The organism is Sinimarinibacterium flocculans, assembly GCF_003201205.1.
GTDB lineage: Bacteria > Pseudomonadota > Gammaproteobacteria > Nevskiales > Nevskiaceae > Solimonas > Solimonas flocculans.
The window spans coordinates 260,801-282,654 of record NZ_QICN01000003.1; the positions used below are offsets into that span (position 1 = coordinate 260,801).

17 protein-coding genes and 1 tRNA gene are annotated in these 21,854 nt (G+C 69.3%); 10 read left to right on the forward strand and 8 right to left on the reverse strand.

All coding sequences use genetic code 11. The annotated features are described in order from the left end of the window. Position 1 precedes the first annotated feature (1 nt). Entirely contained in the window at positions 2-2,659 is a 2,658-nt protein-coding gene (locus C8D93_RS07635; protein ID WP_170123948.1) for a TonB-dependent receptor plug domain-containing protein, read from the reverse strand. A gap of 284 nt (positions 2,660-2,943) precedes the next feature. Beyond that, positions 2,944-3,019, reverse strand: a tRNA-Thr gene (locus C8D93_RS07640). A gap of 99 nt (positions 3,020-3,118) precedes the next feature. Here C8D93_RS07640 and C8D93_RS07645 point away from each other — a divergent pair. After that, positions 3,119-4,060, forward strand: coding sequence for a methyltransferase domain-containing protein (locus C8D93_RS07645; protein ID WP_110264574.1), 942 nt, complete (start codon positions 3,119-3,121; stop codon positions 4,058-4,060). On the opposite strand, the gene C8D93_RS07650 is transcribed toward C8D93_RS07645, so the two are convergent. After that, positions 4,051-4,329 (reverse strand): YkgJ family cysteine cluster protein, encoded by a 279-nt coding sequence (locus C8D93_RS07650; RefSeq protein ID WP_110264793.1) that lies wholly within the window; start codon positions 4,327-4,329, stop codon positions 4,051-4,053. The two genes, C8D93_RS07645 and C8D93_RS07650, sit on opposite strands and share 10 nt — an antisense overlap. Before the next feature lie 87 nt (positions 4,330-4,416). Between C8D93_RS07650 and tesB the strand changes: the two genes are divergently transcribed. Continuing rightward, the gene (gene tesB / locus C8D93_RS07655; protein WP_110264575.1) at positions 4,417-5,304 is read left to right on the forward strand and encodes an acyl-CoA thioesterase II; all 888 of its coding nucleotides are present in this window, start codon (positions 4,417-4,419) and stop codon (positions 5,302-5,304) included. On the opposite strand, the gene C8D93_RS07660 is transcribed toward tesB, so the two are convergent. After that, positions 5,295-6,230, reverse strand: a complete 936-nt coding sequence (locus C8D93_RS07660; RefSeq protein WP_110264576.1) for a sterol desaturase family protein — start codon at positions 6,228-6,230, stop codon at positions 5,295-5,297. The two genes, tesB and C8D93_RS07660, sit on opposite strands and share 10 nt — an antisense overlap. Before the next feature lie 83 nt (positions 6,231-6,313). Between C8D93_RS07660 and C8D93_RS07665 the strand changes: the two genes are divergently transcribed. Further along, positions 6,314-7,330, forward strand: a complete 1,017-nt coding sequence (locus tag C8D93_RS07665; protein ID WP_110264577.1) for an AraC family transcriptional regulator — start codon at positions 6,314-6,316, stop codon at positions 7,328-7,330. Between the two features lie 52 nt (positions 7,331-7,382). Here the strand turns inward: C8D93_RS07665 and C8D93_RS07670 are convergent, their stop codons facing one another. Further along, the gene (locus C8D93_RS07670) at positions 7,383-8,072 is read right to left on the reverse strand and encodes a hypothetical protein (RefSeq protein ID WP_110264578.1); all 690 of its coding nucleotides are present in this window, start codon (positions 8,070-8,072) and stop codon (positions 7,383-7,385) included. A gap of 85 nt (positions 8,073-8,157) precedes the next feature. After that, positions 8,158-9,180 carry an AraC-like transcriptional regulator QhpR gene (gene qhpR / locus C8D93_RS07675; protein ID WP_110264579.1) on the reverse strand — a complete coding sequence of 341 codons (1,023 nt, stop codon included), beginning with the start codon at positions 9,178-9,180 and terminating at the stop codon, positions 8,158-8,160. A 147-nt stretch (positions 9,181-9,327) separates the two neighbouring features. On the opposite strand from qhpR, the gene C8D93_RS07680 reads away from it, so the two are divergent. The 7 genes from C8D93_RS07680 to C8D93_RS07710 all read left to right on the forward strand — a co-directional run bounded on the left by C8D93_RS07680 (position 9,328) and on the right by C8D93_RS07710 (position 19,725). After that, on the forward strand, positions 9,328-10,368 hold the full coding sequence (locus C8D93_RS07680) for a fatty acid desaturase (RefSeq protein WP_110264580.1): 1,041 nt from the start codon (positions 9,328-9,330) through the stop codon (positions 10,366-10,368). 89 nt (positions 10,369-10,457) lie between these two features. Next, the gene (locus C8D93_RS07685) at positions 10,458-11,750 is read left to right on the forward strand and encodes an esterase/lipase family protein (protein ID WP_110264581.1); all 1,293 of its coding nucleotides are present in this window, start codon (positions 10,458-10,460) and stop codon (positions 11,748-11,750) included. A gap of 102 nt (positions 11,751-11,852) precedes the next feature. Further along, complete coding sequence (locus tag C8D93_RS07690; RefSeq protein ID WP_110264582.1) at positions 11,853-12,509, forward strand: TetR/AcrR family transcriptional regulator; 657 nt, start codon at positions 11,853-11,855, stop codon at positions 12,507-12,509. Beyond that, the gene (locus C8D93_RS07695) at positions 12,506-13,894 is read left to right on the forward strand and encodes a TolC family protein (protein WP_110264583.1); all 1,389 of its coding nucleotides are present in this window, start codon (positions 12,506-12,508) and stop codon (positions 13,892-13,894) included. Before C8D93_RS07690 ends, C8D93_RS07695 begins: the two co-directional genes overlap by 4 nt. Positions 13,895-13,897: 3 nt before the next feature. Further along, positions 13,898-14,956, forward strand: a complete 1,059-nt coding sequence (locus tag C8D93_RS07700; protein WP_110264584.1) for an efflux RND transporter periplasmic adaptor subunit — start codon at positions 13,898-13,900, stop codon at positions 14,954-14,956. Between the two features lie 23 nt (positions 14,957-14,979). Continuing rightward, on the forward strand, positions 14,980-18,063 hold the full coding sequence (locus C8D93_RS07705; RefSeq protein WP_110264585.1) for an efflux RND transporter permease subunit: 3,084 nt from the start codon (positions 14,980-14,982) through the stop codon (positions 18,061-18,063). A 78-nt stretch (positions 18,064-18,141) separates the two neighbouring features. Continuing rightward, entirely contained in the window at positions 18,142-19,725 is a 1,584-nt protein-coding gene (locus C8D93_RS07710) for an OpgD/OpgG family glucan biosynthesis protein (RefSeq protein ID WP_110264586.1), read from the forward strand. Between the two features lie 16 nt (positions 19,726-19,741). On the opposite strand, the gene hutG is transcribed toward C8D93_RS07710, so the two are convergent. Together hutG and hutI are read right to left on the reverse strand one after the other, a co-directional pair. After that, positions 19,742-20,506: an N-formylglutamate deformylase gene (hutG, locus tag C8D93_RS07715; RefSeq protein ID WP_110264794.1), complete on the reverse strand. Its 765-nt coding sequence runs from the start codon at positions 20,504-20,506 to the stop codon at positions 19,742-19,744. 56 nt (positions 20,507-20,562) lie between these two features. After that, complete coding sequence (gene hutI / locus C8D93_RS07720) at positions 20,563-21,783, reverse strand: imidazolonepropionase (RefSeq protein ID WP_110264795.1); 1,221 nt, start codon at positions 21,781-21,783, stop codon at positions 20,563-20,565. Positions 21,784-21,854: the final 71 nt, after the last annotated feature.

Genomic DNA, 21,854 nt, shown 5'->3' on the forward strand with positions numbered 1-21,854 from the left:
ATCAGAACCGCTGCGTGTAGCGGACGTACGGCTGCGTGCCGTACTGATCGTAGAGGTAGAAGTTGTAGTCGCGACCATCATAGGCCGACCGCGCATCCGGCTCCTTGCCGAAGGCGTTGATCGCGCCGACGGTGATCTGGCCGTTCCACGGGGCGAAGTAGGTCAGCTGGAAGTCATGCGTGACATAGGTCGGAATGTGACCGCTGCGCACCGCATTGCCCGATGCCGCATCGACACTGACCGTTTCCGCCTGGTCGCCGATGATGTTGAAGTTCCAACCGAAGGCAAAGTCGGAGATCTTCCACTCGGTCATGCCCTGGATGCGGGTATCCGGTGCTGCCGGATCGCCGATCAGGTCACGCCCGTTGTCGATCTTGTACTCGAGGATGTGCACGTAGCGCACCATCGAGGCCAGGTTGCCGAGGCTGCCCAGGTTGTAGCGGAAGTTGGCTTCGAAATCGAGGCCGCTCGTATCCAGCGTACCGTTGTTCGACTGACCGAAGGTCAGGCCGGTGATACGCGCGTTCGGATCGTACAGCGGATCGTCCGGCGTACGCTGGCCGCGCTCGACGACGAAGGCCGCCGGCACCGGATCGCCGACACGGATCGCATCGAGAATCTCCTCGGGGAAGAAGGTATCGATACGGTTGTCGATCTCGATGCGGTAGTAGTCGAGCGAGAAGTCGAACCACGAGGCCACATCCCACGCGAAGCCCAGCGAGTACTGGTCGGAGGTTTCCGCGCCCAGGTCCGGATTGGCGATCTGCGTCGCGTTGATCTGGATCTGCTGCACGTTGCCGGCCGCGTTGCGGCAGGTGTTGGTCGAGGCATCCCAGGTGAAGCCGCCGAACTCGCAGGTCGGCTGGTCGTTCGAGATCGGCTCGGCCGAGAACGCCGGCTTCTGGCTCAGCACGTCCAGCGTCGGTGCGCGGAAGCCCTCACCGTAGGACGCACGCAGCGTGACCGTGTCGATCGGCTGGTAACGCAGGCTGACCTTCGGGGCGGTTTCCGCACCGAAGTCGGAATAGTCGTCCCGACGCACCGCGACCGTCGCTTCGAGGTTGTTCAGGATCGGGAACAGGGCCTCGGCGAAGTAGGCGCGGACGTCACGGCCCAGACCGGCCGAGTTGCCTGCGGAGCCACCGATCTGTCCGGCCTCGGAGGCGGCGTCGTACAGATCGGTGAAGTCCTCTTCGCGATACTCGAAGCCGACCGCGATCTGGGCCGAACCGCCGCCCATCTCGAACAGCGGCATCGACACATCCGCGAAGGCCTCGCGGTTGATCCAGGTGGACTCGCGCGCCGTCGTGGCCTTGAAGGCTGCCGCCGCATCCGGCGTCGCATTCGGGTCGCGGAAGTCGTAGCTGCCGTCGTTCAGGGCGTTCTGCGCCACCGGCCGCGCCAGGAAGAAGCGGCCGAAGTCGTAGTACTTGTACTCGTTGTAGCGGGCGCCGACATTGATGTTGACGATGCCCACCGAGCCCGAGAACACACCGCTGATGTCATAGACGTTGGCATCGGTGGTGGTGTCGCGGGTGCCCAGCGACGCGAAGCGGTGGTACAGGTACAGCGGCGTCGTGGAGGTCGCCGGATCGTAGCTCGGGCCGCCGAACAGGTCGTCCGGGAATTCCTCGAGGAACGGATTGTCGTCCGGCACGACCAGCGCGAAGTCGTTGAGCGCCGGCGCGTAACGGCCGAAGGACTTGGCGCGGTTGACGCTCGCGTTGACGGTGACGTCCCAGGTATCCGAGATCTGGTAGGTGCCCTTGGCGAACAGGCCCTGGTTCTCGGTCTTGGCCTCGTCGGCCGACACCAGCGTGAAGTCGTAGCCGCAGAGGCCCGACGGCGTGATGTAGTACGCCGGGTCCGTGTTCGGGCAGCCGCCGGGCACGGCGGCGTAGCCGTAGCCGTCGGTCACACCGTCGCCGTCCTCGTCGTAGCCCCAGACCAGGTTGTTCGAGAAGAAGCTGGCGCCCGGCTGGTTGAACAGCGAGTCGCGCGCGAAGATGATGTCGCGGTTGAAGTAGGACGCGCCCATCACAATGTTGCCGCGCGAGCCGTTGACGCCGATCGTCACCGAGCCCTGCTCGATGTCGCCGCCGACACGGTCCGTGCCCTGCAGCTGATGGGTGATCTCGACGCCTTCGAAGTCCTTGCGCGTGATGATGTTGATGACGCCGGCCACGGCGTCGGCGCCGTAGATGGCCGATGCGCCGTCCTTGAGGATTTCGACGCGTTCCACGGCCGCCAGCGGCACCGCGTTGAGATCCTGCGCGGTCGGCGCGAACGGCGCCTTCGGCGCACGGCGACCGTCGATCAGGACCAGCGTGCGCTCGGAGCCGAGGCCGCGCAGGTCGACCGCGACCAGCGACTGCGCCGAGCTGCCGGACTGTGCACGGAAGGCACCCGTCGAGTTGAAAACGGTGTTGCGCAGCAGTTCACCGACCGAGGTGAAGCCGCTGGTCTCGATCGCCTCGCGGTCGATCACCGAGACCGGCAACGCACCTTCCACCGCCGCACGCGTCAGGCGCGAACCGGTGACCTCGATAGCATCAAGCTTGGTGGTCCCCTCTGCGGCGGCTTCTTCTTCCTGCGCAAGCGCAGCACCCGAAGAGAAGCTGCTCGCAACGACAGCGGCAATGGCGGTCCGGAGGAACAAGTCCCCGTTCCGCTTCCGCTTCGAAGTAATTTCCATCAGTTCACTCCCATGAGAACGAGACGGTCCAGCTGTGCTGGCGTGGTCGCATCTGACGACAGCTGGCGGCTATGAGAACAACAACGGGCCGAGCCTATTCCCGGGGTGTGAACTGCGTCAATAATCTGCAACCAAATTGGGTGAAAGCCCCTACCGGATTTGCTGCGCTGCAGCGACGCGCCGAACGTGGTGCGAAGTCAACGATGATGCGATTCGTTCGCAGCTGTGGCGAACGTCGGGGGCGAAGCTGGTGCCGGCTGCAGGGTTCGAACCCGCGACCCCCTGATTACAAATCAGGTGCTCTACCAACTGAGCTAAGCCGGCGCGCGGCGAATTCTAGCCGACTGTCGCGACGCCTCCCATCGGCAGCCCTTAAGCTGGCGCGCCTGCCCGCCCCGGCCCCGACCGTCGCACTGCCCTTCGATGAGTGAGATCGAGCTGCACCGCAAACTGCTCGGCGATGCCCCGCGCAATCGCGCGTTCTTCGATGCCCTGAGCCGGGTGATCCGTCCGGGCGAGTCGACCGTGCTCGACATCGGCGCCGGCACCGGCTTTCTCAGCTTTCTCGCGCGCAGGCTCGGCGCGAAGCAGTGCACCCTGATCGAATATGCCGACACGATCGAGCTCGCGGAGGCCCTGGCGCGCGCGAACCGCATCGACGGCCTGCAGTTCCTGCGGGCACACTCGGCCGAGGTCCGGCGCAAGCTCGCGGCCGACATCGTGGTGACCGAGACGCTCGGCAATTTCGCGCTGGAGGAGGGTTTTCTCGAAACCGCGATCGACGCGCGGCGGTTCCTCAAGCCCGGCGGCGTCATCCTGCCCTCGCGGCTGCGCCAGTTCGCTGCGCCCGTCGTCAGTGACCGGCTGCAGCGCGACATCGACATCTGGCCCCGTGTCGGTTACGACCTCGACCTCTCGGCGGCGCGCGAGATCAGTCTCAACAACATGTATGTGCGCAGCATCGGCGCGGACGACGTTGGCGGGGAGCCCTTTATCCAGTGCTGGGACGATCTCGATCTGCGCCCGCAATGCCCGGCGCCGCCGAGCAAACGCACGCGTGTGCTGCGCTGGAGCGCGGACGAGACCGGCCTGCAGCTGCACGGCTTCGCGCTGTGGTGGGAGGCCGAGCTGATCCCGGGCATCGTGCTGAAGACGTCGCCCCACGCGCCGCCGACACACTGGGAGCAGATCTATCTGCCGCTGCTCCGCGACGTGACGCTCGAGCCCGCAGACGACGTCGAACTGGAGCTGACCTGCGACACCCGGCCCGATGTCGGCGTACGCCTGGTCTGGAAGACGATCCACCGGCGCGGACGTCGCGTCATCGCCGAGCAGCGCCAGGACAGCCTGCGCGGTCAGCTTTGAGGAGCCGTCGCCTGCTCGAGCCGGCTCAGGTGCTGCAGCGCCTGCTCGCGCGTCTCGCCGCACATCTCGACGCTGGCACGCAGGCTCGCGCAGACCGCAGGCCGCCGCGGATCGCCGAACAGGCGGCAGCGCAGCGCGTCATCGAGCTGCGCGCAGCGCACGCCCGCCGGCTTGGGCGCCGGAGCCTTTCCCGGTCCGGCCATGCCCGGAATCGGCGACGAGATCGACGGCGCGATGCAGCAGGCGCCGCAGCCGGCGCGGCAGTTCATCGGCGCCCTCGCACCGCGCGGCGCCGAGTGGTCCAATCCACCGGGCAATCCAGTAGTCTTGAGCGCTGATTTCGCTGCCGCCGCATCATGAATCGCATTCTGCAGGATCTGGTCAATCTGCTCGACCTCGAGAATCTGGAAGTCAATCTGTTCCGCGGTCAGTCGCGCGATCTGGGCGGCAAGAGCGTGTTCGGCGGGCAGGTCATCGGCCAGGCCCTGGTCGGTGCGAGCCGGACGATCGCCGCCGGCGTACCGCATTCGCTGCACGCCTACTTCCTGCGCCCGGGCGACATGAGCCTGCCGATCGTCTACGAGGTCGACCGCGTGCGCGACGGCCGCACGTTCACGACGCGTCGTGTGCAGGCGATCCAGAACGGCCAGCCGATCCTGTCGATGATCGTCTCGTTCCAGCGCGAGGAGCAGGGGCTCGAACACCAGCAGGCGATGCCCGACGTGCCGCCGCCGGACAAGCTGCGCAACTCGCGCGACCTGCACGACGACTGGCTGCAATCGATCCCCGACGTTTCCGACCGCGTGTTCCACGCGATGACGCGCGAACTGGCCATCGAGTTCAAGCCGGTCGAACCGTGGAATCCGCTGCGCCCGGAAGTGCGGCCGGCGCAGCAGCACATCTGGTTCCGCGCCGCCGGCAAGCTGCCGGACAACCCGATGCTGCACCGCTGCGTGCTGGCCTATGCGTCGGACTTCAACCTGCTGTCGACGGCGGTGCGCCCGCACGGCCGCACTTGGTTCGCGGAAGACATGGTGATCGCCAGCATCGACCATGCGCTGTGGTTCCACCGCGACGTGCGCGTCGACGACTGGCTGCTGTACAGCATGGACTCGCCGACCTCGCAGGGCGCGCGCGGCCTGTCCCGCGGACTGGTCTACGACCGCCAGGGCCGGCTCGTCGCCAGCGTCGTGCAGGAGAACCTGATGCGCGAGATCAGCGAGGACGCTCCGGATCAGGACTGAGGCAGGCTCAGTCCGCTTGCCGACACATCGTCCGGCCGTTGCCATTCGGGCGGCGCCCACAGGTGCCGCAGGCGTTGCAGCAGCGGTCCCGGCCGAGCGACGTCACGCCACATGTCGGCGAACTCGTGGACGTTGAGCGTCCAGATGTTGTTCGAGCGGACCTGGCGTGGAATGCCGTAGTCGACCGGCTCGTCCTCCTCCACGTAGGTCCCGAACCAGCGGTCGAAGATGATCAGCACGCCGCCGTAGTTGCGGTCGATGTACTGCGGATTGCGCCCGTGATGCGCGCGATGGTTGCTCGGTGTGTCGAACACGTACTCGTACCAGCGCGGCAGCCTGCCGATGACCTCGGTGTGCACGAAGTACTGGTAGGCCAGATCGCAGGCGTAGAGGAAGAACACCACGCCCGGCGGCACGCCGAGCCACACCAGCGGCATGAAGAACAGCCACCAGCCGGTGATCGAGTACAGCATGCTCTGGCGCAGCGCGGTCGTGAAGTTCATCTGCTCTTCCGAGTGATGCACCACATGCGCGCTCCAGAACCAGCGGATGCGATGGCTGGCGCGGTGGAACCAGTAGTAGCAGAACTCGACGGCGACGAAGATCGGCACGATCGTCCACGCGTTGACCGGCACGTCGAACAGTCGATGCTCGTAGATCCACAGGATGACCGCACCGCTGACCAGCGCATGCACCGCGAACTCGGCGACCTGATAGCTCGCCCCCAGACCCAGGTTGGTCGCCACGTCGCGCCAGCGCGGCAGCGGCCTGGCAGCGGCGCCGCCGGCGGCGCGCTGCCGCAGGAGCTGCCATTCGACCGCGAACACGATGAGAAACACCGGCGCCATGCCGGTCAGCACGACCTGCTTCCAGTCGACGTTCGGACCGAGCGCGGCATGCACGGCCTGGATGAATTCCTGCAGCATCGCAACCCTCGCAGAGGAGATCGGGATCGTGCCATCTTCGCCCGGGTGACCCGCACACGTCCTGACATCGCACGCCAAGGGCCATGACCGCTCGCGCCAACACCGTCGCCGTCGGCTATCTGCATGCGCTGCTGGATTACGCGCGCGGCCATGGCCTTGCGGTCGACACCCTGCTCGCGGAGCTGCCCTTCGACGCCGCCGACCGCGACGCCCGCGTCACCGAGGCGACGGGTGCCGCCCTGTTCGACCGTGCCGCGACGCTGCTCGGCGACGATGCGCTCGGGCTGCACGTCGGCGAGCAGGTACGCCCGGGGCATTACGGCGCGCTGGGCTTCGTCGCGATGAACTGTGCACACCTCGGCGAGGCGCTCGAGGCCCTGCGCCGCTACCAGGCCCTGGTCATCGATCTCGGCGGGGTCGAGCTGCAGCGCGGCGCCACCGCGCTGACGCTGAGCTGGAACCCGGGCACCGACGGCCCGTACCGCCAGCTCGCCGAGTTCAACCTCGCCGGCCTCGTCAGTTTCTCGCGCTGGATGGCGGGCGCGCAGGCCCGCCCGCTGCGCATCGACGTCATGTACGCCCAGCCGGCGGACACGCGCGAACACGCCCGCGTGCTCGGTTGCCCGGTACGCTTCTCGCAAGCCTGCTATCGCGTGACGCTGCCGGCTGCCGCGCTGGATGCGCCGCTGATCCAGCCCGACCCGGCGATGCGCGAACTGATGCAGCGCCTGGCCGATCAGCAGCTGCGCGCGCTGCCGCGGGGAGAGGATTGGCTGGCACAGGCACGTGCGCAGATCGCTCGCCGGCTGCGTCAGCCGCCGGTCGAACTCGACGCGGTGGCGGGCGCCCTCGCCCTGTCGTCACGCAGCCTGCAGCGCCGGCTGCAGGCCGAGGGCCTGCGCTTCAGCCAGCTGGTCGACGAGGTCCGACGCGAACTCGCCGAACGTCACCTCGCGGATGCGGCGCTCGACCTCACCGACATCGCCTTCCTGCTCGGTTACTCCGAGCAGACCGCCTTCCAGCGCGCCTTCAAGCGCTGGACCGGCACCACGCCGGCACAGTGGCGCACGCAGCACTGCAGGCGCGTCTCCCGGGCATGATTCCCGGCATGACCGCCGGCCGCACCCGGGAGACGTCCCTGCCTCGAGGCGATCAATGCCGCACGAAGTCGGCCTGCATGCGCTCCAGACCGTCGCGGTAGTAGTGAAAGCGCTGGGCGAGGTCGCGGAAGACGTCGCGCACGCCCAGCGTCTCGGCCATGCGGTGGCGCGAGGCCGTGAAATAGTACGAACTGCCCATCTTGCAGTAGTACTCGAGATCGACCGGCCGGCGCTTGTAGCGATGGCGTGCGTCGATCCAGTCGCGGCAGATGCCGGCGAGGAACAGCGCGTAGTTGCCGATGTGCGAGTGCACCACGAAACCGCGTTCCGGCCCGGCCTGCGCCGCCTCGGCGACGAGGTCGACCAGATACTGGAAGCGTTGCGCCTCATCCGGCTGCACCGAGTACAGGCGCTCGGCGCGCGTGAACAGGCCGAGCAAGTGAGCGAGGTAGTGGATGGTGCGCCGCTCCTGCGCGTGACGCCGCCCGGGCAGGGCGCGTCGCAGCAGGATGTCGAAGAACAGTCGCGGCGAAACCTCCAGCCACATCGTCTGCTGGTCGCGGATCGCCTCGACCACGTAGTCGCTCTCGAGCAGGGATTCGAGCGTCGTCGGGCGCTCGTGCACCATCTGCACGGCCTGCGCCGGATCGATGCCCGGCACGGGAAAGTGCTCGAACAGAAAGCGCAGGTCCTTCTCGTCGAAGGGCGGCGCACCCACCTGCGCAAAATCCGGCATCTGCATGCGATGGCTCCGTCGCAAACCGAATCGGCTCGTGACGGAAATCTTGCAAAACCCGGACCAGACTTGTGAAGCCCCCGGGATGCATTCAGCTGCGGGACACCGCGCGGTCCCGATAGGCGCTGGGCGAACAGTTCTCCCAGCGGCGGAACGCGCGCGTGAAACTCGACTGGTCGCCGAAGCCGAGCAGCCAGGCGATCTCGCCGATGCTCGCTCGCGGATCGCGCAGGTAGCTGCACGCGAGCTGGTGCCGCGTATCGCGCAGCAGCGTGCTGTAGCGTGTCCCCGATTCGGCCAGGCGCCGCTGCAGGCTGCGTTCCGACAGGTGCAGGGCCGCAGCGACCGCGGCAGCGCCAGGCTCGCCGCGAGACAGCAGGCCGGTGATCGCAGCGCGCACCCGCGCCACGATATCGTCGCGCTGCAGCCGCTCGAGGTAGCGCTGCACGATCTCGTCGTTGTGCCGTGCCAGCTCCGGGTGGGCGCCGTCGAGCGGTTCGTGCAGTACGGCGGCGTCCAGATACAGCGCGTTCTCGTCCGCGCTGAACTGCAGCGGCGCGCGGAACAGGCGCTCGAAGGCCGTGCGATGTCGCGGCGCCGCGCGGCGCAGGCGCACCAGTCGTGGCGCAAACTCGCGACGACCGAGCAGCCCGCGGCACAGGCGCACGATCAGCGCGAGAAAGGCGTCGATCGCCTCGTCCGCCGGCGGCGTCGCCGCGCCGTCGGTGCGGATCGAGAAGCGCCAGCCGTCCAGTGTCTCGTCGAAGCCGAGCTCGGCGACATCGCTGACCACGGCGAAGTAGCGCAGCATGCGCTCGAAAGCCTCGTGCAGGGTCGCACTGGCCCCCAACGCATACCCCAGCGCGTGGAAGGTGGTCTGCCCGACATGCCGCGCCACCGTGAGGCCGAAGGCATCGTCGCCTGTGGCGGCGACGGCGTGCCGCCACAGGCGGGCGGTCGCCGCCACCGGGTAGCGCGCCGAGGGGTCGTCGAGTAGCGCCGGATCGAGGCCGGCCTCGGCGAACAGGCGCGCGCTGTCCTGGCCCGCCGCGTCGAGCGCCTTGCGGATGGCTTTGGCCCAGCTCGTCAGCGCGGTGGCCGTCGTTGGCGGCATCGGTCAAGTGCTTGGCGGCTTCGGTCGGGTACGGCGCCGCGATCGTGCGTACGCTGCGGCACATTCCCTTGTACTTGTTTCGAGGAGCATGCGGTGAGCCCGACCCCTCTGGCAAATTCCACGACGGCCCATGCCGCCGCCGGCGCGATGAGCGACGCGCAGAAGACCGAGCACATCAAGGCCGTCGTCCTCAAGGCCGGCGCCGACCTGCGGCAGCGCCACCCGTGGCTGCGACATCAGAACGCGATCGGCATGGGCATCCTGCTGGCATCGCTGGCCGGCATGACCGGCACCGCCTGGCTCTATCTCGCCGGGCATCTCGCGTGGTGGCTGTGCCTTCCGGTCGTCGCGATCTTCGCCTCGTTCACGCACGAGCTCGAGCACGACCTGATCCACTGGATGTACTTCCGCAAGCGGCCGCTGCTGCACCACCTGATGATGGCGCTGGTGTGGCTCGCGCGGCCGAGCACGATCAATCCGTGGATCCGGCGCACGCTGCATTTCCGTCACCACAAGTACTCGGGCACCGAGAAGGATGCCGAGGAGCGCGGCATCACCAACGGCCGGCCCTGGGGTCTCGCACGCCTGCTGATGCTGGCCGACGCGACGCTCGCCCTGCTGCTGCGCGTGCCGCAGGCGAAGGACCGCAGGCATCGCCTGCTGCTGCTGATCGGCGGACCGATCGCCTACTTCCCGCTCGGCTGGGCGTTCTGGGGCCTGTGGTATGTCTTCCTCGGCTACCACGGCGCCAACGCCGTCGCCGCGCTGGCCGGCAGCGAGATCGCCTGGTCGGCGGCGACGCTGGCGCGCATGCAGTGGCTGAACCCGCTGGTCGTCGTCTGGATCGGGCCGAATGTGCTGCGCAGCTTCTGCCTGCACTTCGTCAGCAGCAACATGCACTACTACGGCGACGTCGAGGACGACAACGTCGTCCAGCAGACGCAGGTGCTCAATCCGTGGTGGCTGGTGCCGTTCCAGCTGTTCTGCTTCAACTTCGGCGCCACCCACGCCATCCACCATTTCGTCGTCAAGGAGCCGTTCTACGTGCGCCAGTGGACGGCCCGCGAGGCGCACGCGGTGATGCGCGAGATGGGGGTGCGCTTCAACGATTTCGGCTCGTTCACCCGCGCCAACCGCTGGACGCGGGCCGGCGAGACGGCCGCGGACGGCCTGCCTGCCGCCGGTTGACCGCAGCGCCCGGCCGCGGACGCGCCGCGGCCGGGCGCCAGTCAGTAAACAGTCGTACACTCATCGCCGTCCTTCCCCCGGATCGGCGAATGTCCTCTCTGCCCGCGACACCCCGCACACCGTCTGAGTTCGCCCAGTGGCGCGGCGCCGCCGATCTCGGCGGCCGCCTGTTCGGCCAGATCGCTCTGCGCGTTCACGAGTGGCACCGGGCGATCTCGGATCTGCCGTTCGATGCACTCGCGCGCGCGCCGGGCCTGCGCGAAGGCAGCGCGCCGGTGCGCGCACTGCATGACGGCATCACCGACGGCGTCTACACCGCCGTGCAGCTGACAGGCACGACCGTGATCGATGCGGCGGCCATGATGCTGCGCGCCATCGAGCGCAGCGCGCTCGCCGAAAACCGTCCGCAACGCGACCTCGGCGCCCACGGAACTCAACTCGTCGGCGCGCTCGGCGGCCTGGTCGGAGACGACATGGCGGCGCGGCGCAATCCCCTGGCACCACGGCTCGGTTTCTACGCGGCGCCGGATGGCGAAGGCAACCGCAGCAGCCGGCGCCTCGAGCTGCGACGCGATGCGCTCGCGGTCGCCTGCCCGGATGCGCGCCCGCGCCTGGCGATCTTCGTGCACGGCCTGTGCTGCACCGAGCATGCATGGTCGCTGTACCGCGACGAACAGCCCGCCGATGCCGCCGACTACGGAACGCGCATCGCCGCACTCGGCTACTCGCCGCTGTATCTGCGTTACAACAGCGGCCTGCACATCTCACAGAACGGCCGGTTGTTCGCGCGGGCGCTGGACCGGTTGTTCGCCGAATGGCCGGTGCCGGTCGAAAACGTCGTGCTCATCGGCCACAGCATGGGCGGACTGGTCGCACGGGCCGCCGCGCACAGCGGTGCGCAGCGCCGGGCCCCGTGGACCGACAAGGTTTCGCACGTGTTCTGCATCGGCTCGCCACATCTCGGGGCGCCGCTCGAGCAGGCGGTGAATCTCGGTGTCGCGCACATGCGGCGCTATGCCCTGAGCCGTCCGCTCGCGCAGTTGCTCGGCAGCCGCTCCGCAGGCATCAAGGACCTGCGCCAGGGCGCGACCCACGACAGTGACTGGCGCGGCCGCGATCCCGACGCCCTGGGGCCGACGCCGCGTGCGGCGATCGCGCGGATCGCAGGGGCGCGCTACCACTTCCTCGGCAGCACGCTCGGCAATGCCGCGAACGATCGTCTCGCCCGCACGCTCGGCGACGGTCTCGTCGACCTGCCCAGTGCGACCGCGCGCGAACTCGCCGATGCCGACAGCGCGACCCTGACGCGCGTGCACCACATCCGCCTGCTCAATCACCCGCTGGTCTGGCACTGGCTCGACGCGCGGCTGCGCGGACACTGACCGACCGACCCGGCGCCGGCCATGGCGGCCCGCGGGCCGGCGATTCGCGGGCTTTTACTAGACACTTGTCTAACTTGTGACACTGTGTCAGAGTCCGGCGTCATGAGCGACCTGAGACAGCGCCGGGAAGAGGAGAAGGAGCAGCGACGCGAAGCCATCGTCGATGCCGCGGAACTCGTCTTCACCGAATCGGGCTTCGACGCCGCGAAGATGGAGGACGTGGCCCGCCAGGCGCGGGTTTCACGCGCCCTGGTCTACCTCTACTTCCGCAACAAGGCCGAACTGCACCTGGCCATCTGCGCGCGGGCGCTGACGCTGCTGCGCGAGCGCTTCGTGGCCGCCGCGGCCACCCATGCGCGCGGGCACGACCAGGTGCTGGCACTCGGGCGCAGCTACTTCGCCTTCGCCGACGAGTTTCCGTGCTACTTCCAGGCGCTGACCCGGCTCGAGGCACATCCGCCGGAGCAGATCGCACCGGATTCGATCGAGCAGACGGTCATGGACTGCGGCCTGGCGGTGCACATGGTCACCGTCAAATGCATCGAGCGCGGCATGCGCGACGGCTCGATCCGCGCCGATCTGGAGCACCCGCTGCTGAGCGCGCTGTCGCTGTGGGCCTTCACCCACGGACTGATCCAGCTCGCCCGCACCAAGCGGCACTTCTTCTCGCGCGTCGGCATCGGCACCGAACGCTTTGTCGAGTACGCGATCGAGCTGGCCGCGCGCGGCCTGCGCCCCGTTCCGGAGAAGTCCGCATGAAGCGCCTGCTGATCCACGCCATCCTCGGCCTCGCCGCGCCGCTGCTGTCACAGCCGGCTGCCGCGAACGAGCTGCTCGACCGCTACGTGGCCGAAGCCCTGGACGCCAATCCGGCGCTGCAGGCACGCAGCGCCGCCGCCACGGCCAGCGCCGAGACCGCCGCCGCGGCCCGCGCGCAGCGGCTGCCCGGCCTCGCGCTCAACGCCCGCTACACGCGGGCCGACGGCGGGCGCACGATCGACTTCCCCGCTGGCGACCTGCTCAACGGCGTCTACGCGACGCTCAACCAGTTCCTTGTCGAGCGCGGCGAAGAACCGGTCTTCCCGCAGATCGAGAACCAGTCGATCCGCTTGCTGCGCGAAGAAGAGCAGGAAACCAGGCTGAGCCTCACCGCCCCGCTGTATGCACCGGCCCTGTGGGCGAACGCCGATGCGCAGACCGCCCTGCACGGCGCGCGACTGGCCGAACGCGAGGCCTACGCGCGCGTGCTGGTGCGCGAGGTCAAGCGCGCCTACTACGGCGCGATCCAGGCCGAGGCCGCCGAACGCATTCTCGACGCCAGCATCGACCTGCTCGCCGAGGACGTGCGCGTCTCGCAGGCCCTGATCCAGGCCGGCAAGGCCACGCGCGACCGCGAGCTGCGCGCCGAGGCCGAGCGCCTCGAGGTGCAGCAGCGGCGAGACGAGGCAGCCGTGCTCGCACGGCAGGCGCGGCGTCGCCTCAACATCCTGCGCGATCGCGACGCCGACGCGCCGCTCGCGCTGCCCGAACCGTCGGCGCTGGCGCGGCCGGACGCCGCGATCGCCGCTGCGGCCATCCGCCCCGAGCTGCGCCAGCTCGACCGCGCCATCGACGCCGCGGACGCCGGCCGGCGTGCTGCCGGTGCCGCCAGCCGGCCGACGCTGGCGCTGGCCGCCGACTACGGCATCCAGGGCGAGCGCTACCGCACCGGTGCCGAGGACGACTTCGGCACCGTCTCGCTGGTGCTGAACTGGTCGCTGTTCGACTTCGGCCAGCGTCGCGCGACCACGCGCGCCGCCGCGGCCGAGGCCGCGCAGCTGCGGGCCGAACGACGCGAACTGGACCACCAGCTCGAACTCGCGCGCTGGACCGCCGCGGCTCAGCTCGACACGGCCCGGCGCGCCGTCGACGCCGCCGACGCACGCCTGGCGGCGGCCGAGGAAGTGTTCCGCATCGCCGAGCGCAAGCGCGCCGCGGCGAGCCTCGCGCAGATCGAGTTCCTCGACGCCCAACGGGCCCTCACCGAAGCCCGGCTTAATGTCGCGATCGCGCGCTGTACCGCGCTCGATCGCGCTGCAGAACTGGAGCTGGCCAATGCCGGCTATCCCCTGCCCGCGACGCTGGTCGCCGGCACTCCGGAGTAAGTCATGACCACGCGGCTTTCACGTTCCCGTCGCCGGTTCCCGGCCGTGCTGCTGACAGCGACCGCGGTACTGTCGGCCTGTTCGCCGGCGGCGACCGAGACTCCCGATGCCGCGCCGCTGCGCGCCGTGCGTATCGCCGTCGTCGAATCCGGGCCGGCACAGCCGCCGGTCGTCGCCACCGGCGTGCTCGCGCCGGCCGACGAGTCGCGGCTCGCGTTCAAGACCGGCGGCATGATCCGCGAGATCGCCGTGCAGGCCGGCGACACGGTGCACGCCGGTCAACGCCTGGCACGGCTCGAGACCACCGAGATCGACGCCGCCGTGGCGCAGGCGCGCGAGGCCCACGGCAAGGCGCGCCGCGACCTGGAGCGCGGCCGCGGCCTGTTCGAGGACGACGTGCTGACCCAGGAGCAGCTCGACGACCTCGAAACCGCCGCCGCGGTTGCGCGTGCCCAGCTCGACGCCGCCGAGTACAACCGCCGCTACGCCGAGATCGTCGCGCCGGCAGACGGCCGCGTGCTGCGCCGGCTGGCCGAGCCGCGCGAGCTGGTCACGCCCGGTCAGCCGATTCTCGATGTCAGCCGCGGCGGCGATGGCTGGACGCTCAGGCTCGGTGTGCCCGACCGCGACTTCGTGCGCCTGCATGACGGCGATGCCGCGAGCCTGCGCTTCGACGCCCATCCCGGCCGCAGCTTCGCCGGACGGGTCAGCCTGCTCGGCGGCGCGGCCGATCCGCGCAGCGGCGTGTTCCCGGTGGAGATCGCCTTCGATGCCGGCGACGCTCGCTTCGCCGCCGGCATGATCGGCCGTGCCGAGATCGCCGCCGGCAACGGCGGCGATCAGCGCAGCTACGTGCCGCTGTCGGCACTGGTGGAAGGCAACGGCGACGCGATGCTGCTGTTCGTCCACGAAGGCGGCAGCGTCGCCGCGCGGCGTGTCCCGGTGGCCTTCGTTTCCGGTACGCACGCGGTGCTCGCCGAATCGCTGCCGGAAGGCACGCAGGTGGTCACCGACGGCGCGCCGTACCTGCGTGACGGCGAAGCCGTGCGCGTCGTCAACTGACCGCCGAACGGAAGGCCCCCGCCATGCGCATCTCCGACTTCGCGGTCCGCAACGTTCCGTTCATGCTGGTGGTGTTCCTGCTGCTCGTCGCCGTCGGCATCTCGTCGTGGAACAACATCCCGCGTACCGAGGATCCGTACTTCCCGATCTCCGCGTTCCAGGTCATCGCCGTCTACCCCGGCGCCGATCCGGTCGAAGTCGAGCGCCAGGTGGTCGAGCCGATCGAGGATGCGATCAACACGCTCGACGACCTCAAGGAGATGGTCTCCACCTCCGACGACTCGCTCGGCATCGTGCGCATCGAGTTCGAGGCGCATGTCGACGTCGACAAGAAGTACGACGAGGTCACGCGCGAGATCGCCGCACTCGGGCCGGAGCTGCCGGACGGCCTGGCGAGCCTCGAGGTCAAGAAGATCAACCCGGGCTACGTCAACATCGTGCAGATCGCGCTGGCGTCGGACACGGTGTCCTGGCGGACGCTCGAGGACGCCGCCGAGGCGCTCAAGGACCGGCTCGAACGCGTGCCCGGCGTGCGCGAGTCCGAGACCTGGGCCTTCCCCGATCGCGAGCTGCGCGTAGAGCTGGACCTCGCGCGCCTGGCCGAGCTGAAGCTGCGGGCGACGCAGGTGCTGCAGGCGGTCTCGGCGCAGAACACCAATGTCCCGGGCGGCGGCGTCGAGATCGGCAGCCGCCGCTTCAACCTCAAGACCAGCGGCAGCTACGACTCGCCCGAGGAAGTGCTCGACACCGTCGTCGCCGGTCATGGCGACAGCGTGATCCGCGTGCGCGACGTCGCCGAGGTGCGTTGGGATCACGGCCCGCTCGACCACACCGCACGGCTCGACGGTCGCCGCGCCGTCTGGGTCACGGCGAACCAGAAACCCGGGCAGAACATCTTCGTCACGCAGCAGGCGATCGCGACCGTCGTCGAGTCCTTCGCCGCCGAGCTGCCCGCGGGCGTCGAGCTGATCAGCGCCTTCGACCAGTCGAAGAACGTGCGCAACCGCCTCAACCGCCTGAGTGCGGACTTCCTCATCGCCATCGTGCTGGTGTCGGTGACGCTGCTGCCGCTGGGCCTGCGCGCGGCCGGCATCGTCATGGTGTCGATACCACTGTCGTTGCTGACCGGTGTCGCCGCCCTGTACTTCACCGGTTTCTCGCTCAACCAGCTGTCGATCGCCGGCTTCGTCGTCGCACTCGGCCTGCTGGTCGACGACTCCATCGTCGTCGTCGAGAACATTGCGCGCTTCCTGCGCATGGGCCACTCGCGCCAGCAGGCGGCGATCCTGGCAACGCGACAGATCTCGCTGGCCGTAGTCGGCTGTACCGCGGTGCTGCTGTTCGCCTTCCTGCCGCTGCTGTCGCTGCCCGGCAACGCCGGCAAGTTCATCCGCTCGCTGCCGGCCGCGGTGACGTTCACGGTCGCCGCCTCGCTGTTCATCGCACTGACGATCATTCCGTTCCTGGCCTCGCGCGTATTGCCACGCGAGGAACCGGCCGAAGGCAACCGCGCGCTGCAGGCGCTGCTGCGCGTGATCCATGGCGTCTACGCGCCGTGGTTGCGACGCGCACTCGCGTTTCCGCGCACGACGGTGCTGCTGTCGCTGGCTGCGGTCGCCGCGAGCTTCGCGCTGGTGCCGATGATCGGCATGAGCATGTTCCCCAAGGCCGACACGCCGCAGTTCCTGGTCCAGATCACGCTGCCGAACGGCAGCAGCATCGCGCGCACCGACGAGGTGCTGCGGCAGGCGGAGGACATCCTGCGTGCGCAGCCCGAGGTCGAGCACACGATGGCCAACCTCGGTCGCGGCAACCCGCAGATCTACTACAACGTCTTCCAGCGCGAGTACGCCGCGCACACCGCGGAAATCTTCGTGCAGCTGCGCGAGTTCCGCGGCGAGGCGACGCGGCGCCTGCTCGACGAGCTGCGCACACAGCTCGACGCCATTCCCGGCGCCGAGATCGTCCTCAAGGAATTCGAGAACGGCCCGCCGATGGAGGCGCCGATCGCGATCCGGGTGATCGGGCCGGACCTCGCCACCCTGCGCAGCATCGCCGCCGAGGTGGAGACACTGATGCGTGCGACACCGGGCACGCGCAACGTCGTCAACAACCAGCGCCGCCCGCGCGTGGACCTGGACCTGGGCATCGACACCACCAAGGCCGGCCTGCTCGGCGTCGCCCCGCTGGAACTGGACCAGATCGTGCGCATGGCGGTGGCCGGCATCGAGGCCGGCGAGTTCCGCGAGGCCGATGGCGACAGCTACCCGATCGTGCTGCGCGCGCCGCTGTCCGACCGCCCGACGCTGGGCGCGCTCGACGGCCTGCACGTGGGCAGTGCCAGCGGCGCGCAGATTCCGCTCGCACAGCTCACCGCACCGCGGCTGGTCGAATCGCCGCCGCTGATCTACCGGCGCGACCGCGAGCGCGCGATCCTGATCTCGGCGTACACCGAGACCGGCTACAACACCGAGCGCGTCACCTACGACGTCCTCGACCAGATCACCGCGCGCGACTGGCCGCAGGGCTACCGCTTCGTCGCCGCCGGCGAGATCGAGAGCCGCGAGGACAGCTTCGCCGGTTTCGGCACGGCGATCCTGGTCGCAGTCTTCGGCATCCTCGCCGTGCTGGTGCTGGAGTTCGGCAGCTTCAAGTCGACGCTGATCGTCGCCACCGTGGTGCCGCTGGGCATCATGGGCGGCATTCTCATGCTGTGGTTGACCGGCAATTCGCTGAGCTTCACGGCGATGATCGGCTTCATCGCACTGACCGGCATCGAGATCAAGAACTCGATCCTGCTGGTCGACTTCACCAACCAGTTGCGCCAGCAGGGACGTCCGTTGATGGATGCCATCGTCGAGGCCGGCGAGATCCGCTTCCTGCCGATCCTGCTGACCTCGGTCACGGCAATCGGCGGCCTGACGCCACTGGCGGTGCAGGGCGCGGCGCTGTACGCGCCGATGGCCTGGGTCATCATCGGCGGGCTGATCACCTCGACGCTGATCGGCCGCCTGGTCACGCCGGTGATGTACCGGCTGCTGCCGCCGGAACTCAACCCGGAAGCGGCCACCGGCGTCGCCGTGCCGGAGCTGCACCCGGCGCGTTAAAGCGGCGTTCATTGCCCGGCGGGTCAACTGCCGCCCTGCGATGATGCGCCGCTCTCCCGGCGGCGGCCGGACACGACCATGAATCGACGCGAACTGCTGCGCGCCGCGACGGCGCTTTCCCTCTACGGCCTGCCCGCGGCGGCCCTGCTCGGCGGCCGCGCAGCGGCGGCACCGGCCGCGCCCTTCGACTACGCCTGGCTCAAGGGGCGCGCGCGCACGCTCGCGGCGGCCGCGTACGTCGAGCCGAAAAACGAACTGCCGGAAGTGCTCGACAGCATCTCCTGGGACGACTATCAGAAGCTGAGCTTCGTCAAGAAGCACGCGCTCTGGCACGGTGACGATCTGGCCTTCCGCGTCGAGATGTTCCACCCGGGCCTGTTCTTCAAGCACCCGGTGCAGATCTTCGAACTCGTCGATGGTCAGGCGCGGCATGTCGACTACGACCCGGATCAGTTCGAGACCGGTCATCTGAAGCTGGGGCGCCTCTCGAAGAATCTGGGCTACGCCGGATTCCGCCTGCTGCACCACTCCGACTGGACCCGCGACATCGCCGCGTTTCTCGGCGCTTCGTACTTCCGCGCCGTCGGCGCCGAGCGCCAGTACGGCCTGTCGGCGCGCGGCCTGGCGATCGACACCGGCCTGCCGAGGCCCGAGGAGTTTCCGCGCTTCACCACGTTCTGGATCGAACGGCCGGCTGCCGGCAGCAACGAACTCGTCGTCTACGCCCTGCTCGATTCACCGAGCGTCGCCGGCGCGTATCGCTTCGGCATCGTGCCCGGCGAGAACCTGACCATGGACGTCGACGCCGCGCTGTATCCGCGCAAGCCGATCGAGCGTCTCGGCATCGCACCGCTGACGAGCATGTACCAGACCGGCGAGAACGACCGCCGCTTCGCCTACGACTTCCGCCCCGAGATCCACGACTCGGACGGCCTGGCGCTCGCGACCGGCGCCGGCGAATGGATCTGGCGGCCGCTGGTCAATCCGCGCGACGTCCGCGTCAACTCGTTCTTCGACGACAACCCGCGCGGCTTCGGCCTGCTGCAGCGCGACCGCGACTTCGACCATTACCAGGACGACGGCGTCTGGTACGACCGCCGGCCGAGCCTGTGGGTCGAGCCGCGCAACGGGCCCGCAGGGACCGGCTGGGGCAAGGGCGCGGTGCAGCTGGTCGAGATTCCGACCGTCGACGAAACCTTCGACAACATCGTCGCCTTCTGGAATCCGCAGACGCCCGTGCAAGCCGGCGAGGAGTATCTGTTCGGCTACCGCCTGCACTGGGGTGCCAGACCGCCCGTGCAGCCCGCACTGGCGACCGTGCAGGCCACGCGCACCGGTCTCGGCGGCGTGATCGGCCAGAAGCGCGAGTACTTCTCGTGGCGCTTCGCGGTCGACTTCGCCGGCGGTGCGCTCGCGCTGCTCGGCGACGAGGCCGACATCGAGGCCGAGGTCAGCGCTTCGCGCGGCCGCATCGAGCTGGTGTCGGCGCGCCCGCTGACGCCGATCAGGGGCCGTCGCGCCCTGTTCGACATCGTGCCGCCGGACGAATCGACCGAGCCCATCGACCTGCGCCTGGTGCTGCGCAATGGCAGGCAGCCGGTATCGGAGACCTGGGTCTACCAGTGGCAGCCGCCGCCGGCAGGCGAGCGCAAGCTGTACTGAGACGTCCGCCCGCTCGTCACGGCGTCCAGCGCAGCAGCACGTCGACGAGCCGCCGCAGCACCTGCTGCAGCGGCTGCGCCCTGCGCGCATCCCACGGCCACGGCGGCTGCTCGTCCATGTAGCACGCCTGTGCGATCTCGAGCTGCAGTGCGTGCACGCCGTCCTGCGGCCGACCGTAGTGGCGCGTGATGTAGCCGCCCTTGAAACGGCCGTCGCGCACGGCGCCGAAATCCGATCGCTGCAGCACCGCGAACGCGGCGTCGCCCAGCCCGGCCGGGCAACTCGCGCCGTCCGCCGTGCCGAGGTTCAGGTCGGGCAGCCGCCCGTCGAAGAAACGCGGCACGGCCGAACGGATCGAGTGGGCGTCGAGCAGGATCGCATGGCCGTGACGCGCGCGAATCGCGTCGAGCCGCTGCCGCAGGCGCCGGTGATACGGCGTCCAGTACCGCGCCATCCGCCGTTCGACCTCGGCGGCGTCGGGCGCGGCGCCTGCGTACAGCGGTTCACGGTCGAAGCTCAGCAGCGGCACACGCTCGCTGTTGTCGGCGCCCGGATACAGCGCAGCGCCCTGCGGATCGCGGTTCAGGTCGACGACATAGCGGGCATGGGTGGCCGCCATCAGGCTCGCCCCGACTTCACCCGCGAAGCCGTAGAGCAGATGCACGTGCCAGTCGGCGTCCGGCACGTTCTGCGCGATCGGCGTCATCTGCGCCCGCAGCGCCGGCGGCATGTACGTCCCGGCGTGCGGTACGTCGATCAGCAGCGGCGAGTCGCCGTCGATCCAGACGTCGAGCCTGTCGTCTGCCGATACGTCACCTACGGGTGCATCGTCTGCGGTCACGTCGCCTCCACCGGTACGCCGTCGACCACGCGGCCGACACAGGAGCGACCGCCGATCCAGTACGCGAGTTCGCGCGGATGCGCGACGTCCCAGAGGGCGAAGTCCGCGCGCAGGCCGATCGCGAGCCGGCCGCGATCGGCGTGCAGGCCGAGCGCCCGCGCGGCATGGCGGGTCATGCCGGCCAGGGCCTCGTCCGGCGCGAGCCCGAACAGCGTGCAGGCCATGTTGAGCATCAACAGCGGCGACGCGCACGGCGAGGTGCCCGGATTGCAGTCGGTCGCCACCGCCATCGGCACGCCGAGCCGCCGCATCGCGGCAACCGGCGGCGCCCGTGTCTCGCGCAGCGCGTAGTAGGCGCCGGGCAGCAGCACCGCGACGGTGCCGGCGCCCGCCATCGCCGCGAGTCCGGCGTCGCTGACGTACTCAAGATGGTCCGCGGACAACGCGGCCACGGACGCGGCAAGTTGTGCGCCACCGCCGTCCGACAACTGTTCGGCATGCAGCTTCACCGGCAGGCCGAGCATGCGCGCCGCGTCGAATAGGCGGCGCAGCTGCGCCGGCGTGAACGCGATCGGCTCGCAGTAGCCATCGACGGCGTCGACCAGATGCTCGGCGTGCAGCGCCGGCAGCAGCGTCGTTGCCAGCGCATCGATGTAATCGTCGGCGCGACCGGCGTACTCCGGCGGCAGCGTGTGCGCGCCGAGAAAGGTCGTCGTCACATGCACGCGCTGCTCACTGCCGAGCCGGCGCGCCACCCGCAGGCAGCGGCGCTCCGCGTGCAGTTCCAGGCCATAACCGGACTTGATCTCGACCGAGGTCACGCCCTGTGCCGACAGCGCATGCAGCCGCCGGAGGCTCTGCTCGTACAGTGCCTGCTCGTCGGCGGCGCGCGTCGCGCGCACCGTCGACAGGATGCCGCCGCCGGCCGCGGCGATCTCGGCATAGCTCGCCCCCTGAAGACGGCGTTCGAACTCGTCCGCGCGGCTGCCGGCCCAGACAAGATGCGTGTGGCAGTCGATCAGACCGGGCGTCAACCAGCCGCCGCCGCCGTCATGGCTGACGGCCGACTGCAGGTTCTGCGGCAGCCGCGCGCGCGGTCCGAGCCAGGTGATGCGCCCGTCGCGCACAGCGATCGCGGCGTCCTCGATCTCGCCGTAGCCGCTCGGCGTGTCGAGCGTCGCGAGATGCAGGTTGGTCCAGACCGCATCGACCTGCATCGCGCTATTCCCCTGCAGGAGCGCCTTCAGGCGCGACCCGACGCGACGCGAACCGGCCCGCGGTCGCGCCT

Coding starts and splice junctions, on each gene's coding strand:
- C8D93_RS07645 (WP_110264574.1), top strand. CDS start 3,119: ATGAGTGAGATCGAGCTGCACCGCAAACTGCTCGGCGATGCCCCGCGC.
- C8D93_RS07650 (WP_110264793.1), bottom strand. CDS start 4,329: ATGAACTGCCGCGCCGGCTGCGGCGCCTGCTGCATCGCGCCGTCGATC.
- tesB (WP_110264575.1), top strand. CDS start 4,417: ATGAATCGCATTCTGCAGGATCTGGTCAATCTGCTCGACCTCGAGAAT.
- C8D93_RS07660 (WP_110264576.1), bottom strand. CDS start 6,230: ATGCTGCAGGAATTCATCCAGGCCGTGCATGCCGCGCTCGGTCCGAAC.
- C8D93_RS07665 (WP_110264577.1), top strand. CDS start 6,314: ATGACCGCTCGCGCCAACACCGTCGCCGTCGGCTATCTGCATGCGCTG.
- C8D93_RS07670 (WP_110264578.1), bottom strand. CDS start 8,072: ATGCAGATGCCGGATTTTGCGCAGGTGGGTGCGCCGCCCTTCGACGAG.
- qhpR (WP_110264579.1), bottom strand. CDS start 9,180: ATGCCGCCAACGACGGCCACCGCGCTGACGAGCTGGGCCAAAGCCATC.
- C8D93_RS07680 (WP_110264580.1), top strand. CDS start 9,328: ATGAGCGACGCGCAGAAGACCGAGCACATCAAGGCCGTCGTCCTCAAG.
- C8D93_RS07685 (WP_110264581.1), top strand. CDS start 10,458: ATGTCCTCTCTGCCCGCGACACCCCGCACACCGTCTGAGTTCGCCCAG.
- C8D93_RS07690 (WP_110264582.1), top strand. CDS start 11,853: ATGAGCGACCTGAGACAGCGCCGGGAAGAGGAGAAGGAGCAGCGACGC.
- C8D93_RS07695 (WP_110264583.1), top strand. CDS start 12,506: ATGAAGCGCCTGCTGATCCACGCCATCCTCGGCCTCGCCGCGCCGCTG.
- C8D93_RS07700 (WP_110264584.1), top strand. CDS start 13,898: ATGACCACGCGGCTTTCACGTTCCCGTCGCCGGTTCCCGGCCGTGCTG.
- C8D93_RS07705 (WP_110264585.1), top strand. CDS start 14,980: ATGCGCATCTCCGACTTCGCGGTCCGCAACGTTCCGTTCATGCTGGTG.
- C8D93_RS07710 (WP_110264586.1), top strand. CDS start 18,142: ATGAATCGACGCGAACTGCTGCGCGCCGCGACGGCGCTTTCCCTCTAC.
- hutI (WP_110264795.1), bottom strand. CDS start 21,783: ATGCAGGTCGATGCGGTCTGGACCAACCTGCATCTCGCGACGCTCGAC.